This window comes from Stenotrophomonas sp. YJH_SMC_6, from assembly GCF_059371335.1.
In genome coordinates, this window is the sequence record NZ_JCAFUM010000018.1 from 75,244 (window position 1) to 90,687 (window position 15,444).

The following is a 15,444-nucleotide window of genomic DNA, read 5'->3' on the forward strand; positions in this document are numbered from 1 at the left end:
CGGGGCTTTTCCTGTCACCTACGCCGGGCAGCGCCCGGCGTTACCTCAGGCAAACGGATCCTGCAGGACCATGGTGTGGTCGCGGTCCGGGCCGGTGGAGACGATGCTGATCGGGCAGCCGGCCAGCTCTTCCAGCGAACGCAGGTAGGCGCGCGCAGCCGGCGGCAGGTCGTCCCAGTTGGTGATGCCGTGGGTGTTCTCGCTCCAGCCCGGGAACTCCAGGTACACCGGCGTGCACTCTTCCCAGCCCTGCGCGTCCAGCGGCGCGTACTCGGTGCGCTTGCCGTTGTATTCGTAGGCGATGCAGACCTTCAGCTTTTCCATGCCGTCCAGCACGTCCAGCTTGGTGATGCACAGGCCGCTGATGCCGTTGATGGCCACGGCACGCTTCAGCGCGACGATGTCCATCCAGCCGCAACGACGCGGACGGCCGGTCGACGCACCGTACTCGGCGCCGCGGTCACGGATGCCCTGGCCGACTTCGTCGTCCAGCTCGGTCGGGAACGGGCCACCGCCGACGCGGGTGGCGTAGGCCTTGGCGATGCCCAGCACGTAGTCGATCGAATCGGCGCCGACGCCGGAACCGGCCAGCGCGCCACCGACGGTGGTGTTGGAGCTGGTGACGTACGGGTAGGTGCCGTGGTCGATGTCCAGCAGCGCGCCCTGCGCGCCTTCGAACAGCACGCGCTTACCCTGCTTGCGCAGGTCGTGCAGGATGCCGGCCACGTCGGACTTCATCGGCTGCACGTATTCGCCGAAGGCCAGCGCTTCGTCGAAGGTCTTCTGGAAGTCGACCGCATCGGTGTTCAGATACTTGGTCAGCACGAAGTTGTGGTAATCCAGGGCGGTGCGCAGCAGCTCTTCCAGCTGCTTCGGGTAATGCAGGTCGGCGATTCGGATGCCGCGACGCGCCACCTTGTCTTCGTAGGCCGGGCCGATGCCACGGCCGGTGGTGCCGATCGCCTTGCCACCGGCAGCGCGCTCGCGCGCCTGGTCCAGGGCGATGTGGTACGGCATGATCAGCGGCGCGGCCGGGGAGATCTTCAGGCGCGACCGCACTTCGACGCCGGAGGCTTCCAGCTCGGCGATTTCCTTCTGCAGCGCGGCCGGCGAGATCACCACGCCGTTGCCGATCAGGCACAGCGCGTCGTCACGCAGGATGCCCGACGGGATCAGGTGCAGGACGGTCTTCTTGCCGTTGATGACCAGGGTGTGGCCGGCGTTGTGGCCGCCCTGGAAGCGCACGACGGCGCCGATTTCCTCAGTGAGCAGATCGACGATCTTGCCCTTGCCTTCATCGCCCCACTGGGCACCCAACACTACGACAGACTGACCCATGACGGGCTCCTCGATTTGTTGCGGCCATCGGGGCCGCGGACGGGTAAACCGTGGCGGGGCTGGCCAGCACCTGCAAGGCGGCTCCAAACGGGGAGCGGCCGGCGATGGAAGGCCCAGACACGGAAAAAGCCGAACGGGGAGGCCCGTCCGGCTTTTGTGCATTATCCGGGTTTCCGGGGTCGGGTGCCACCTTTCCGACGGGTGGCTTTACCGGCCGGTCAGCCGCCCCGCCCGGTCGTGCCGGCCACTGGCCGGCAACGCCAACCAAGGTTGGCATCCACCAGAGCCTGGCCACGCATGTGAACGCAGGCGGTAGTGCCGGCCGCTGGCCGGCAATCCCGGGTTGCCGGCCAGCGGCCGGCACTACCCTTTCAATGCCGCACCCACCACAGCAGGCTCAGGCCGGCCAGCAGCACCAGCCCGCCGAAGCTGCGCAGGGCCGGGCTGGGCAGGTCCAGCAGGCGCTCGGCCATGCGCTTCCAGGCGAACGGGGCGACGAACAGGAACAGGCCTTCCAGCACCGCGACCAGGCAGACAGCGGCAAACAGATCTTTCATGGGGGACTCCGGAAAAAGCACGGGGCCCGGCATATGGCCGGGCCCCGTGGGGTACTACCCTGCGACCTCAGCGGTCGTTCTTCAGGTACTGCAGGAACGGGTCGTTCTTGTCGAGCACGATCACGCCGTTGCCGTCGGTCATGGAGCCACGGTAGGCCTCCAGGCTGCGGTAGAACGCATAGAACGACGGATCGGCCGAACCGGCCTTGCCGTAGATGCGGGCCGCCTCGGCATCGCCTTCACCGCGCAGGCGCTGGGCATCACGCTCGGCCTCGGCGATCAGCACGGTGCTGTCACGGTCGGCCTGGGCGCGGATGGTCAGCGACTGCTCCTCGCCCTCCGCGCGCAGCTTTGCGGCTTCCTGCTTGCGCTGGGCTCGCATGCGCTCGTACACATCGTTGATCACCTGGCTGTCGGTCGGCAGGTCCACCTGCTTGATGCGCAGGTCGATCATCTGCATGCCCAGGCCGGCCACCGCTTCGTTGATCCCCTTCAGCTGCTCGGCGATCAGCTCGCTGCGGTCGCCGGAGACCAGCTGCTGCAGGGTGCGCGAGTTGATCTGGTTGCGCAGCGAGTCGGTGATGATCGGTGCCAGGCGGGCGTTGGCGATGCGCGGATCGCCGCCGGTGGCACGGAAGTAGTCACCCACGTTGGAAATGTAGCCGATGGCGAAGAAGTCGACGCTGACGTCCTTCTGCTCGGCGGTGAAGTAGCGCGCCGGCGCGGTGTCGAGCACCTGGAAGCGGCGGTCGAAGACCTTCACCGTTTCCACCACCGGCACCTTGAAGTGCAGGCCCGGCTTGATGTCCGAACGCACCACCTTGCCCAGGTTCAGCACCATGGCGGTCTGGTCCTCACGGACCACGTACACCGAGCCGAGCAGGCCCAGCACCACCGCCACGATCACGGCGATCCAGATAGGACTCTTCATCGGCTGCCCTCCTCACGGCCGCTCGGTCGCCCGGTCGGGCGGCCCACCGGCCGGCCCGGATCACGGGAAGCTTCCGTCGCTGCACCCGGCAGCGACGGCATCACCACGTCCGGGTTGGCCACTGCGGCCGGAGCCGACGTGCTCGGACGGGTATCGCCGGTCATCGGCACGTAGATCAGCTGGCGGCCATCGCCACCGATCACCTTGCGGTTCTCGCTCAGCACCTGCTGCACGGTCTCCAGCCACAGGCGCTTGCGGGTCACTTCCGGAGCGTCCTTGTACTGGGCCTGCAACAGGCTGAAGCGCTGCGCGTCACCCTCGGCCTTGGACACCACGGCCTGCTTGTAGCCTTCGGCGGTGGTACGGGCGCGCGAGGCCTGGCCCCGGGCTTCCGGCACGACCTTGGCGGCGTAGGCCTGGGCTTCGTTGATCAGGCGTTCCTTGACCTGCTGGGCACCGTTGACCTCGTCGAAAGCCGGCTTCACTTCTTCCGGCGGACGGGCATCCTGCAGGGTCAGGCCAGTCACGGTCAGGCCGGTCTTGAACGCCTTCAGCAGCGCCTGCAGGCGCTCCTCGGCGGCCACGGCCAGCGGGCCACGGTTGTTCAGCACGGCGTTGAGATCGGCGCGGCCGACTTCCTCGCGTACGGCGCTCTGCGCCGACTGCTCCAGCACCTGGTTGGCATCGACGGTGCCGAACAGGTACTGCTGCGGGTCATCGATGCGGTACTGGACGTTCAGCGAGACGTTGACGATGTTCTCGTCGCGGGTCAGCACCGGCACCTGGATCGAGAAGGTCTTGATCTCGGTGGCGTTGACCTTGGTGACCGATTCGATCGGCCACGGCAGCTTGAAGTTCGGGCCGGGCTGCAGGATGCGCGAGAACTGGCCGAAGCGCAGCACCACGCCACGCTGCTGTTCGCCGATCAGCTGGAAGCTGGAGAACAGCACCAGCAGCACCACGGCTGCCACCACCCAACGCACGATGCCGCCGTCGAACAGGTCCTTCAGCGGCCCGGGCAAACCGCCCCAGCCACCACCATTGCCACCGCCGCGTGACCCGAACGGCCCGCGTCGATTGTCCTCGGGGCCTTGTCCGCCCTTGTTGCCGCCGGGTGTATTCCAGGCCATGCACGCTCCATCAAGATTTGGGCTGCGGCGCGGGCCCTTCCCGCACCGCCAGCCGTGAAACCATCACCGATCATACAAGATGGGGCGGATCGGCAGGATCGAAAGGGGGGCAACGGGGTAAGGTGGCGTTTTCCTCGAAGTCAGGCAACGCCGATGGCCCCCACCACCCCGTTCACCGCCTTCCGCATCGAAAACGACGACGCCGGCTACCGCAGCGGCCTGGTCCGGCTCGGGGTCGACGACCTCAACCCCGGCCAGGTGCTGATCCGCGCCCACTGGTCCTCGGTCAACTACAAGGACGCGCTGGCCGGTACTGGAAAAGGGAAGATCCTGCGCCGCTTCCCGCTGGTGGGCGGCATCGATGTGGCCGGCACCGTGGTCGCCAGCACCGACCCGGACTGGCGTGAAGGCGACGCGGTGCTGGCCACCGGCTGCGGCCTCAGCGAGACCCGCGACGGCGGCTACAGCCAGTACGTGCGGCTGGAATCGCGCGCGGTGATCGCCCAGCCGGCCGGGCTGACCCCACGCGAGGCGATGGTGCTGGGCACCGCCGGCTTCACTGCGGCGCTGGCCCTGCTGCGCATGCAGGACAACCGCCAGACCCCGGAACTCGGCCCGCTGGCGGTCACCGGTGCCAGCGGCGGTGTCGGTGCGCTGGCACTGTCCATCTTCAGCCGTGCCGGCTACAGCGTGCACGCGGTCAGCGGCAAGCCGGACCAGGCAGGATTCCTGCGCAGCATCGGCGCCACCGAGGTACTGCCGCGCGACGCGCTGGCCGACACCGGCGCGCTGCAGTCGGCCCGCTTCGGGGGTGGCCTCGATAATGCCGGAGGTGACATGCTGGCCAGCCTGCTGGCGCAGACCGTGCCCTACGGCAGCGTGGTCAGTGCCGGCCTGGCAGCCAGTCCGACGCTGGACATGACGGTGATGCCGTTCATCCTGCGCGGTGTCTCGCTGCTGGGCGTGTCCTCGGCCAATGCGCCACGCGGACTGCGTGAGGAAGTGTGGTCGCGGCTGGGGAGTGACTGGAAGCCGCAGCACCTGGACCGCATCTGCACCGCCGAAGTCGGCCTCGATGGCCTTCCTGCCGTGTTCGAACGGATGCTGGCGGGCGGTTCGCTGGGTCGCACCGTGGTACGGATCGACTGAACGTCGCAGGCAGGCGACGGACGGCAGACGCGGCCCTCCCGCCGGTAATGGGCCCGCACTACACTGCGGGCATTACATGGGGAACAACATGGCACGCATTCTGATCGTCGACGACTCACCGTCGCAGCTGTTGGGGATACAGCGCATCGTCGAGAAGCTCGGGCACCAGATCCTGACCGCCACCGATGGCGCCGCCGGGGTCGAAACCGCCAAGGCCGAGCTGCCCGACCTGGTCCTGATGGACGTGGTGATGCCCAACCTCAACGGCTTCCAGGCCACCCGTACCCTCGCCCGCGACGAGGCGACCCGGCATATTCCGGTGATCCTGGTGACCACCAAGGACCAGGACACCGACCGCATGTGGGGCATGCGCCAGGGCGCCAAGGCCTACATCACCAAGCCGTTCTCGGAGGACGAGCTGTCCGAGGTGCTGGAGCGCGTGTTCGCGGGCCAGGGCTGAGACGCGCGCGGTAGTGCCGGCCGCTGGCCGGCAACCACGCATCACCGTCCAGGGCAATGAAGTTGCCGGCCAGCGGCCGGCAGTACCTTCAAATGGTCTCGCCGAACGCCTTGGCCAGATTGCGGTACGCCTTCTTCTGCGCCTCATCGGTCGCAGCCGGGGCCACGATCTCGATCTCGACGATCTGGTCGCCATCCGGGTTGCCCGGCAGGCCACGCCCGCGCAGGCGCAGCTTGCGGCCGGCATCGGAATCGGCCGGAATCTTCAGTTCCACCGCGCCGCCCAGGGTCGGCACGCTGATGCTGGTGCCCAGCGCGGCCTGCCACGGCGTGAGCGGCAGCGTATAGAGGATGTTGCGGCCATCGACCTCGAACTGCGGGTGGGCGGCGTATTCCACTTCCAGCAGCAGGTTGCCGCCATGGTTGCCCTGCCCTGCCAGGCGGATCACCTGGCCCGGGCGGATGCCCTTGGGCACGCGCACGTCCAGCTGCTTGCCGTTGACGGTGATGCGCAGGCTGTCGCCGCTGTAGGCCGCTTCCAGTGGCACCGACAGCTTGGCGCGGGTATCGCGGTTGGGCGCATGGCCCTGGCTGCTGAAGCCCGGACCGGCCCCCGCGCCCGCTCCACCGCGCTGGCGCGCGAACAGGCTTTCGAAGAAGTCGCTGAAGCCGCCGTTGGGGCCGCCGCCACCGAACACTTCCTCGAAATTGAAACCACCGGCGCCGCCGTAGTTCGGCGGCACATTGAACTCCTCGCCCGGGCGATAGCCCTGCGCGCGCAGCTGGTCGTAGGCCGCGCGCTTTTCCGGATCACGCAGCGCCTCGTAGGCCTCGTTGACCGCCTTGAACTTGTCTTCGGCCCCAGCCTCCTTGCTGACGTCCGGGTGGTACTTGCGTGCCAGCCGGCGGTAGGCGGTCTTGATCTCCGCCTCGCCCGCGCTCGGTTCCACCCCCAGGGTGGCGTAGTAATCCTTGAATTCCATCCAGCTACCTCGATTCGCTTCGGCCGCGCCGGTGGCGCCGCCCCGGGTTCATTCTACGCGCCTGCGAGGCTACGCCGCCCCTCGTGCGGCCCCGGTGAGGCCGACTGATCCTGCGCAATGCGGCTGCCATCCCCGTGCGCCACGCTGTGGCTGGAAGCCCCTGCCACAACGCCGGAAGATGGGGCCTGCACACCGGGTTTCCAATGTCTTGACGCCCCTGTCCCATCCGGCCCACTAGCCTGCCCCAGCAAGGAGTTCCCATGACCATCCATGTCGGCGACCGCATTCCGGAAGTGACCCTCAAGCGCATCCGCGAGGGCATTGAAACGCTTGATACGCATTCGTTGTTCGATGCGCGCAAGGTGGTGCTGTTCGCCGTGCCCGGCGCGTTCACCCCGACGTGCTCGGCACGTCACCTTCCCGGCTACGTCGAAAAGTTCGAGGCCTTCCGCCAGCGCGGCATCGACGTCTACTGCATGGCCGTCAACGACCCGTTCGTGATGAAGGCCTGGGCCGCCGACCAGAGCGTGCCCGACGGCCTTCTGATGCTGTCCGACGGCAATGCCGAGCTGACCCGCGCCCTGGGTCTGGAGCTTGATGCGAGCGCGTCGGGCATGGGAATCCGCTCGCGTCGTTTTGCCCTGTACGTCGACGACGGCGTAGTTCGAGAGGCCTGGGTTGAACAGCCCGGCCAGTTCGAAGTGTCTTCGGCCGAGTACGTGCTGGAGCATCTCCCCACCTGATTCCCCACCGCAGAAGGAAACGGCCAGCCATGTCCAGCAAGCCAGCCAAAGCCAGCAAGCCCGCCGCGAACGTTCCTGGCATCAGCGATCGCGCAACCCTGCGCGAGCGCGCCCGGCGCAACCTCGAAGACGGCGCGATCACAGACAGCTACAGCGCTGACCGCGAGGTGGTGATCAAGCTGCTCAACGACGCACTGGCCACCGAGTACGTCTGCGTTCTGCGCTACTACCGGCACTACTTCATGGCCAAGGGCATGCTGGCCGACGCGGTCAAGGCCGAGTTCCTGGAACATGCACAGCAGGAACAGGCGCATGCCGGCAAGCTGGCCGAGCGCATCGTCCAGCTGGGCGGCGAGCCGGATCTCAACCCGGATACGCTGACCGCGCGTTCGCACGCCGAATACAAGGAAGGCAGCGACCTGCGCGACATGGTGCGCGAGAACCTGGTGGCCGAGCGCATCGCCATCGACAGCTATCGCGAGATGATCAACTTCATCGGCGACCGCGATACCACCACCAAGCGCATCCTTGAAGAGATCCTGGCGCAGGAAGAAGAGCACGCCGACGAGTTCGCCGACCTGCTGGATGGGTGGATCGGGGAATAGCGGCCCCGCATACGCCGTGGTAGATGCCCACCCTGGTGGGCGCATGTGTCGCGTGCCAACCAAGGTTGGCACCTACCGCAGGACGTTGAACCTTACCTGTGTCCACGCGCCATCTGCCGCCAGCGCGGTCAAGGTGTGCGCGCCCGGCTCGACGAACTCGCGCTGCATCAGCTGCGCGCCGTGCGTCTGTGCGATCCAGCGTCCATCGAGCAACCAGTCCACCGCCTGCTCGCTGCCCAGCGCGCGCAGCTGCAGACGTACGCCATGTTCCGAATTCGGCGCGCGCGCCAGCGTGGCGCCATCGTTGAGCCCATCGATGTGCAGCGCAACGCTGGCCTCGCGGCCATCATCACGGCAGTCCGGCGACAGCGCCGGCAGCTGCGAGGCTTCGCGCGTGGCCTTGGACAGCCACGGCGACAGCAACGCTGGCCAGCGCGCGATCTCGCGCGCGACTTCTTCGTGCGGCAAGCGGCAATCGGCTGACACGCGCAGACCGGTACGCGCATCGGCAAGGTAGCGCTGCCGACCTGGTTGCCAGCGCCGTGCCTCGCGTTCGGGGAAGGTCGGTGGTGCTGCCCCTTCCAGCAGATAGGCTGGCATCAGCCGCTGGCAGAGCGCAGCAGGCAGGCCTTCGGCACGCTCACCGGTCGGCCAGCAGATGTCTTCCTGGCTGACGCTGGCCGGCATCGGCGCAGCGGCCGAGTCACCGCGCTGGCGCGGCAGGCTGTCCACCACCTCGAACATCAGCGGCAACGCGGTCACCGCGCCGTACTGGCCCGGTAGCGGTGTGCCGTCCGGTCGACCCACCCACACGCCCACGGTGTAGTGGCGGGTGCTGCCGATCGCCCACGCATCGCGGTACCCGTAACTGGTGCCGGTCTTCCACGCCACGCGCGGGCGGCCACCGACATCGAACGTCCCGACGCTATACCCCGGCCGCGGATTCGATTCCAGCATCTCGCGCACGATCCAGCTGGCGCCTGGCGAGGCCAGGCGCCGCTCGATCATCGGTTCTTCATCGGTGTAGCGCACGCGCCCGGCGATGCCGTTGCGGTTGAGCGCTGCGAACGCACCGACCAGATCTTCCAGCCGCGCACCGGTGCCGCCCAGGATCAGTGACAGGTTGGGCGTGCTGCCCGGCGGGAAGCGCAGCTGGATGCCGGAGTGCGACAGGCGCGCAGCAAAGCGCGCCGGACCGACCCGCTGCAACAGGTCCACCGAGGGCACGTTGAGTGACAGCCGCAGCGCGCTGGAGGCGCCGATCGGTCCATTGAAGGCCATGTCGAGGTTGCCGGGGCGGTAGCTGCCGAAACTCTGCGGCGCATCGACCAGCAGGCTTTCCGAATGGATCAGGCCATCGTCCAGCGCCATTGCATACAGGAACGGCTTGAGCGTGGAGCCCGGCGAACGCCAGGCCTGCACCATGTCCACGTGGCCGAGCCGCTGGCGGTCACCGAACGCCAGCGTGCCGACATAGGCACGCGCCTGCAGGGTCTGGTTATCGACCACCAGCAGGGCCGCCGAGGTGCGCTCGGGCAGCGTGGAGAAGTAGCTGGCCACGCGCTCTTCCAGGGTGCGCTGCAGGCCGATGTCGATACTGCTCTGGATGCGTGCCTGGCCCGGATGCGCCGAGTGCAGGCGCTGTGCCAGCAACGCGGCATGCAGCGGCGGCCGCAGCGAGCGTGCGACCACGTTCTCGATGCGCGCATCTTCCACTTCTTCCGCTGTCCACGCGCCCAGCTCGGCCATGCGTGACAGCACCTTGTCGCGCGCCTTCTGCGCCGCTTCCGGATGGCGGTCCGGGCGCAGCCGGCTCGGCGCCTGTGGCAGCACCGCCAGCAACGCCGCCTCGGCATGCGACAGCTGCGCCGCCGGCTTGCCCAGGTAGGCCCAGCTGGCCGCTTCCACGCCCTCGATGGTGCCGCCGTAGGGTGCGCGTTCCAGGTACAGGGCCAGGATCTGCTGCTTGCTCAGGTGCACTTCCAGCTGCACCGCGCGCAGCATCTGCTTGAGCTTGCCCCAGGGCGTGCGCGTATGCGGATCGAGGATGCGTGCGACCTGCATGGTCAGGGTCGAGCCACCGGACACGATGCGACCACCGCGCAGCAGCTGGCCACTGGCACGCAGCATCGCCAGCGGGTTGATGCCCGGATGGCGCCAGAACCAGCGGTCTTCGTAGGTCAGCAGCGCCTGCAGGTACAGCGGCGAGACGCTGTCGGTCGATGCCGGATAACGCCACACGCCCTCGGCGTCGGCGAACGCACGCAGCGGCGTGCCATCGGCAGCCACCACCAGAGTGCTGGTATCGCGTTGCTTCGGCAGCGGCGGCGGGAAGGCGAAATCCAGCACCAGCAGCAGTGCCAGCGTGGCCGCCGTACCCCAGCGCAGCCACGGCCACAGCGGCTGCAGCCGGCGGCGCAGGGCCGCCCGCCGGGTCGTCATCGTGTTCGTCATTGCAGCGTGCCGCATTGGAGCTTGCCAGCTGGACGGGCCGCGCCGTCGCGGCCCGTCCGCGCGGTCACGGCTGTACCACCGTGATCGTGGTCGGGTTGCTGCGGCCGACGCCGCGCAGCTGCGGCCGGTACATGTCCTCCACCAGCGGCGGCGGCACCGAGTAGGTACCCGGGGTCACCGCGCGCACCAGGTAGAACACGTTGGCCTTGCTGCCACGCGAGAGCTTCAGCGCGGCCACGTAGCGGTCGTCGCGGAATTCCTCGTGCTTGGTATCGGCCGCTTCACCCCGGTCGCTGATGGTGATTCCATCGACCACCACGTCGGCCCACTGCTTGGCATCGCCCAGGTTGAAGTTCTCGATCTCCAGGCCGGCCGGCAGCAGGTCGGTCAGCAGTGCATCGGGCATCGTGGTGTCGGCAGTGACGGTGACGCGCACGATCAGGGCTTCGCCTTCCTTCAGCGGCCGCGGCGACCACGGCTTGCCATCGGTGCCGTAGTAGCTGCGCTCGACACCCAGCACGCTGTTATCCGGTGCCGGCGCGCTGCGCGGGATACCGGCCACGTCGATGCTGGCGAACATCGGCGGCTGGCCCTGCGGGGTGAAGCGCACGCCGCTGGCGAGTTCATTTGCACTGAAGTTGCGGCCGAACAGCTTGCGTTCGCCGATGGCTTCGGTGTTGCCACCGATCACCAGTTCACCGGCCACCAGCGCCTTCTGGTTGGCGGCCAGTGCCTTGCCAAGGCGGGCAATCGCTACCTGTTCCTGCGTGCTCAGCCACATCCAGCCGGCATTGCGGCGCGCATCCAGGCCGCGGCCGAGATCGACCGCACGCGCATCCCAAGCCGGCTTGGCCAGCTTGTTTTCATGGGTCAGCGCAATCATCAGCGCGTCATCACGGATCGCACTGCCGTAGTCGCCGAAGTACGACGGGCGTTCGCTGCTGGACTTGGCGAAGGCCGCGGCCAGCGCCGCCTGGCCGCGCTTGGCATCACCCTGCAGCGACAGCGCCACACCCAGGTGGACCAGCGACAGGCCACCGACCGCCTTGCTGCGCTCGTTGTCGTACAGCGTGCGCAGGGTACCCAGCGGCGCACGGTTGACCCTGGCCAGCACGTAGCCCGAGTACGCCTGGTTGGCGAACTTCAGCTTCTCGCGGTCGTCCTGGCCATAGAACTGGTTGCCACCGGACAGCAGATCCTCGCTGAGGCGGTTGAGTGCCTTCTGCAGCACGTTGTCGGGCACGGCGAAGCCGGCGTCCTTGGCATCGAGCAGGAACTCGGTGATGTACGGGGTCAGCCACGGGTTCACGTAGCCGTCGTCACCCCACATCGAGAAGTTGCCATTGGCCACCTGCATCGACGCCAGGCGGCCAAACGCACCTTCCATGCGCTCGCGGCGGGTCTTGGCATCCAGCCCGTCGGCACCGAGCATCGACGATGTCGCCTGGTCCAGGATCAGCGCGGCGTAACCCTTGCTGGTGGTCTGCTCGGCACAGCCGTACGGGTAGTTCAGCGCGCCCTGCAGCGCACTGGCGAACGGGATCGGCGGCAGCGGGCTGACCAGCAGGCGGGCATTCACCGACTCGGCCATCAGGCCATCGGTCAGGCTGTTGTCGAGGCTGACCGCGGCCAACGGATCAAGCGTGCGCACCTGCGAACGCAGCACCTGCGGCCACGCCGCACGCACCGGCAGGTCGTAACGGCGATCGGCCTTGAAGCCGTTGCCGTCCACCCGCACCCGCACCTTGGCCACGCTGTGGCCCTCGCGTGCCGAAAGCGGGAAGCTCAACGTGGTCTTGGCGTCGGCATTCAACTGCAAGCTGCGGCTGCCTTCGCCCAGGTTCAGCGGGCCCTCGCTTTCCACCTTCACGTTGAACTGGCCCGGCTTGCCGGTGAAGTTCTGCACATCCAGGGTCACGGTGCTGCGGTCGCCCGGAGCGAGCACGCGCGGCATGCTGGCTTCAGCCAGGATCGGCGCGCGCACCACGGTTTCCACGTCGCGCTTGCCGTACTGGTCATCGCTGTAGACCAGTGCCGACACCCGCAGGGTACCGTTGAAGTCCGGCACCTTCAGGCGGATGCGGGCGATGCCCTTGGCATCGAGCTGCACCGGGCCAGAGAACAGGTCCACGGTCTGCACGCGCGCGGTCGGGCGCTTGGCCTGCGGCAACGCCTGCAGCGCCATGTCGCCACCGAACTTCAGCTTGCCGGCACCGCCGTCAAAGCTCTCGATCACCCGGCTGTAGATGTCGTAGGCATCGATGCCGAGGCGACGCTGGGCGAAGAAGTGCGCACCGGCATCGGGCACCGGGAAGCGGGTGATGTTGAGGATGCCCACGTCCACCGCCGAGACCGTGACGTGCGCCATTTTGCCGGCCAGCTGCGGTGCGCTGACCGTCACCGGCAGGTCCTGTTCCGGTCGCATCTGCTTGGGCGCTGCCAGGCCGACGGCCACGGTGCGGGCCTTGCGGTCCATCGGTACGTGCACCACGCCCACCGCACGGGCCGGGGTGATCTTGCTCGGCGCACTGCCGCCGCGGAACACCAGCGCGGTGATGTAGACGTCGTGGCGCTCCCAGTCAGCGGTGACCGGAATCTTGAAGGTCGAACCCGGCTTGGCGTCGATGTCCTGCACGTAGAGCATGCGGTCGGTCTCGACCATCAGGATGCCCTTGCCCGCGTGCGGCGGGGTCACCGTCACCTCAAGCGTGTCGCCTGCCTTGTAGCCGGTCTTGTCCAGGCCCAGCTTGATCTTGTCCGGGCGCGCGTCCAGGCCGCGGTTGTCATCACCCCAGCTCCAGCCGGCGCGGAACGGGTAACGGCTGGTCAAGCCGGTGGACGGGTCGAACACGTCCACCCGGTACTCGCCCCACTCCACCGGGAAATCGAAGGCGACCGCACTGCTGCCGGCATCGACGGTGCGGGTTTCCTTGTTCTCGAAACGGCGGGTGAAATCGTAGTCCCAGCGGTTGTCGTTGAAAGTCCAGTGGTAGTCGCGCAGCTCGCGCACCAGAGTGATCTTCAGGCCCTTGGCCGGCTGCGGTGTACCAGCAGCATCCACGCGCATCAATTCGAAGCGCGCGTTGCCGTTGGAATCGGCACCGTCCTCCGGGTTGAACAGCGGGCGTACACCGACCAGGGCGTTGGCCGGCCACATCACCCGCTTCAGGGTACGGGTGACCGTGCGACCACCGGTTTCATACAGGCTGCCGGACAGCACCACGGCAATCGGCGCCTTGGCCTTGGCTGCCTCTTCCGGCAACGCGACGTCCTCACGCAGCTGGCCGTTGCCCGGCAGCGTGGTATCGATCACGTCCTTGGCCTCGCGCGGCAGCTGCAGGGTCGGGTCACCGAAGAAATAGCCCGGCAGGCCCTCCACCGGCTTCTGTTCGGCGGCCACCGCCATACGTGCCGTGAAGCGGTTGCCATCGGCCGGTGCCCCGTACAGATAGGCACCATTGGCCTGCAGGCGCAGGTCCTCACCCGGCTTCAGCGTCTTCTGCGCGCTGTCCAGGTCCAGCTTCATGCGTTCCGGCAGGAACTCCTCGATGCGCAGGGTCATGCCCTGGATCGCTTCCTTGCTGGCCGGGTCGGTGCGGAACTCGATCTGCCAGCGCCCGGTCGGCGCCTCGGCGGGAATGACCTGCTCGAAGTTGATGTAGCCCTGGTCGCCCGGCTGCAGGCGGGTCTCGCGGAAAGTCTTGCCGTCGGGCTGCTTCAGGCGCAGGAATACCGGCTGCGCCTTGACCGGCTTGCCGTCGTTGTCGCGCAGCAGGGCGGACAGGCGCACGGTCTCGCCCGGGCGGTACAGGTCGCGGCCGGACCAGGCGTAGACGTCGAACCAGGCATTGTCACGGCCGGCCACGGCGAATTCGCTCAGATCCAGCGCCGGCTGGTTGAACGGCAGGAAGCTGGTGTCCTTGCCGGTGCTGGCGACCAGCACGTGGGTGGCATCCAGGGCGTAGTTCAACAGCGCGTTGCCATTGCCATCGGTGCTGCCCTTCAGCACCACCTCGCCCTTGGCATCGAGCACGCGCAGGTCGATGCCCTTCAGCGGCGCGCCGTCCTTGAGGCCGGCGGTATGGACGAACAGCTTGTCCTTGTAGGCGCGGGTATGCAGGCCGATGTCGCTGACCGAGAAGAACGCGGTATCGAACTCGCCTTCGTAGTCACCGGTGCGCTTGAGCAGGGCGAAGTACAGGCCCGGCTCCTGCAGTTCCTTGATGTCCTGGGTCGGCAGGTAGGTCAGCACCCGCTCGTTCTTCTTGCCCCCCAGGATGAAGCGGTTGACGTAGACCGGCTCTGCCAGCTTGTTGATCGGGCTGCGCTCGTAGTCGCTGCTCAGCTCCCAGCTGCCACGGCGGCCGCCGCGCTGGTACTGGCTGAAGAAGGTCGGCAGGTCCTTCTCGCGCACGCGCAGGAACTCGACATCGACCTCCGGCACGTTCACCGAGACCACCGGCAGGCCGCGGCTGTCCTTGGCCGGCAGCACGCTGCCCTGCGAGGCGAAGCCGACCACCGGTTTCAGCTCGCCGCTGAACACCTTCTGTTTCAGCTCCTTGCCCAGGCGGCTGCCATCGGCGGCCAGCAGGTCCGGCGAGACCACCAGGCTGAACTCCTTGCCGGCCTCGACGAACGGGTAGCGCAGGGTCAGGCCGTCATCGGACAGCGTCCAGCTGCTGTCGTCGGTGCCGACCTTCTCTTCGAAGCGCACCAGCCTGTCGAAATCCTGGGTACCGACCAGCGGGCGCGAGAACTCCAGCGCCAGCGACAGGCCGTCATTCTTCTGGTCCGGGTAGGCACGCAGCAGGGTGAATTCCTTCACCTGCTCGGCCTTGGTGGTGATGGCTTCACCGCTGGCCTTGGGCAGCTGCCCGCTGTCATTGCGGCAGCCGGCCAGGCCCAGCAACAGGCCTCCTGCCAGTACCGCCGCCGCCCATCCCCACCGCTTCCGCCGTGCCGGACCGCTCATGTCGTCACTCCTTGATCGAGGCGGCCATTATAGGCAGGCCGCGTCAAGGTGTTGGCGCGAATTCGGCAATTGCCGCGGTGCGGGTAGTGCCGGCCGCTGGCCGGCAACCGGCATGGCAGGTTG

The 15,444-nt window shown here is 67.7% G+C and carries 11 protein-coding genes; 4 read left to right on the plus strand and 7 right to left on the minus strand.

The window, feature by feature from the left end:
• Nucleotides 1-45: 45 nt before the first annotated feature.
• The 4 genes from AC5P9N_RS19605 to hflK all read right to left on the minus strand — a co-directional run bounded on the left by AC5P9N_RS19605 (nucleotide 46) and on the right by hflK (nucleotide 3,956).
• Nucleotides 46-1,338 carry an adenylosuccinate synthase gene (locus AC5P9N_RS19605; RefSeq protein ID WP_005410639.1) on the minus strand — a complete coding sequence of 431 codons (1,293 nt, stop codon included), beginning with the start codon at nucleotides 1,336-1,338 and terminating at the stop codon, nucleotides 46-48.
• A 371-nt stretch (nucleotides 1,339-1,709) separates the two neighbouring features.
• The gene (locus AC5P9N_RS19610; protein WP_005414170.1) at nucleotides 1,710-1,895 is read right to left on the minus strand and encodes a DUF2065 domain-containing protein; all 186 of its coding nucleotides are present in this window, start codon (nucleotides 1,893-1,895) and stop codon (nucleotides 1,710-1,712) included.
• A 67-nt stretch (nucleotides 1,896-1,962) separates the two neighbouring features.
• Complete coding sequence (gene hflC, locus AC5P9N_RS19615) at nucleotides 1,963-2,826, minus strand: protease modulator HflC (protein WP_005414169.1); 864 nt, start codon at nucleotides 2,824-2,826, stop codon at nucleotides 1,963-1,965.
• On the minus strand, nucleotides 2,823-3,956 hold the full coding sequence (hflK, locus tag AC5P9N_RS19620) for an FtsH protease activity modulator HflK (RefSeq protein ID WP_005414168.1): 1,134 nt from the start codon (nucleotides 3,954-3,956) through the stop codon (nucleotides 2,823-2,825). Before hflK ends, hflC begins: the two co-directional genes overlap by 4 nt.
• A gap of 153 nt (nucleotides 3,957-4,109) precedes the next feature.
• Between hflK and AC5P9N_RS19625 the strand changes: the two genes are divergently transcribed.
• Nucleotides 4,110-5,105, plus strand: a complete 996-nt coding sequence (locus AC5P9N_RS19625; RefSeq protein ID WP_005410643.1) for a YhdH/YhfP family quinone oxidoreductase — start codon at nucleotides 4,110-4,112, stop codon at nucleotides 5,103-5,105.
• A gap of 88 nt (nucleotides 5,106-5,193) precedes the next feature.
• Entirely contained in the window at nucleotides 5,194-5,565 is a 372-nt protein-coding gene (gene pilH / locus AC5P9N_RS19630; RefSeq protein WP_005410644.1) for a twitching motility response regulator PilH, read from the plus strand.
• An 88-nt stretch (nucleotides 5,566-5,653) separates the two neighbouring features.
• Here pilH and AC5P9N_RS19635 read toward each other — a convergent pair whose 3' ends face one another.
• Nucleotides 5,654-6,547 carry a DnaJ C-terminal domain-containing protein gene (locus AC5P9N_RS19635; RefSeq protein WP_005410645.1) on the minus strand — a complete coding sequence of 298 codons (894 nt, stop codon included), beginning with the start codon at nucleotides 6,545-6,547 and terminating at the stop codon, nucleotides 5,654-5,656.
• A gap of 260 nt (nucleotides 6,548-6,807) precedes the next feature.
• Between AC5P9N_RS19635 and AC5P9N_RS19640 the strand changes: the two genes are divergently transcribed.
• On the plus strand, nucleotides 6,808-7,290 hold the full coding sequence (locus AC5P9N_RS19640) for a peroxiredoxin (protein WP_005410646.1): 483 nt from the start codon (nucleotides 6,808-6,810) through the stop codon (nucleotides 7,288-7,290).
• 29 nt (nucleotides 7,291-7,319) lie between these two features.
• Nucleotides 7,320-7,895, plus strand: a complete 576-nt coding sequence (locus AC5P9N_RS19645; RefSeq protein ID WP_005410647.1) for a ferritin-like domain-containing protein — start codon at nucleotides 7,320-7,322, stop codon at nucleotides 7,893-7,895.
• 72 nt (nucleotides 7,896-7,967) lie between these two features.
• On the opposite strand, the gene pbpC is transcribed toward AC5P9N_RS19645, so the two are convergent.
• Together pbpC and AC5P9N_RS19655 are read right to left on the minus strand one after the other, a co-directional pair.
• Nucleotides 7,968-10,349: a penicillin-binding protein 1C gene (pbpC, locus tag AC5P9N_RS19650; protein ID WP_495223877.1), complete on the minus strand. Its 2,382-nt coding sequence runs from the start codon at nucleotides 10,347-10,349 to the stop codon at nucleotides 7,968-7,970.
• 64 nt (nucleotides 10,350-10,413) lie between these two features.
• Nucleotides 10,414-15,321 carry an alpha-2-macroglobulin family protein gene (locus AC5P9N_RS19655; RefSeq protein ID WP_208180502.1) on the minus strand — a complete coding sequence of 1,636 codons (4,908 nt, stop codon included), beginning with the start codon at nucleotides 15,319-15,321 and terminating at the stop codon, nucleotides 10,414-10,416.
• Nucleotides 15,322-15,444 lie beyond the last annotated feature (123 nt).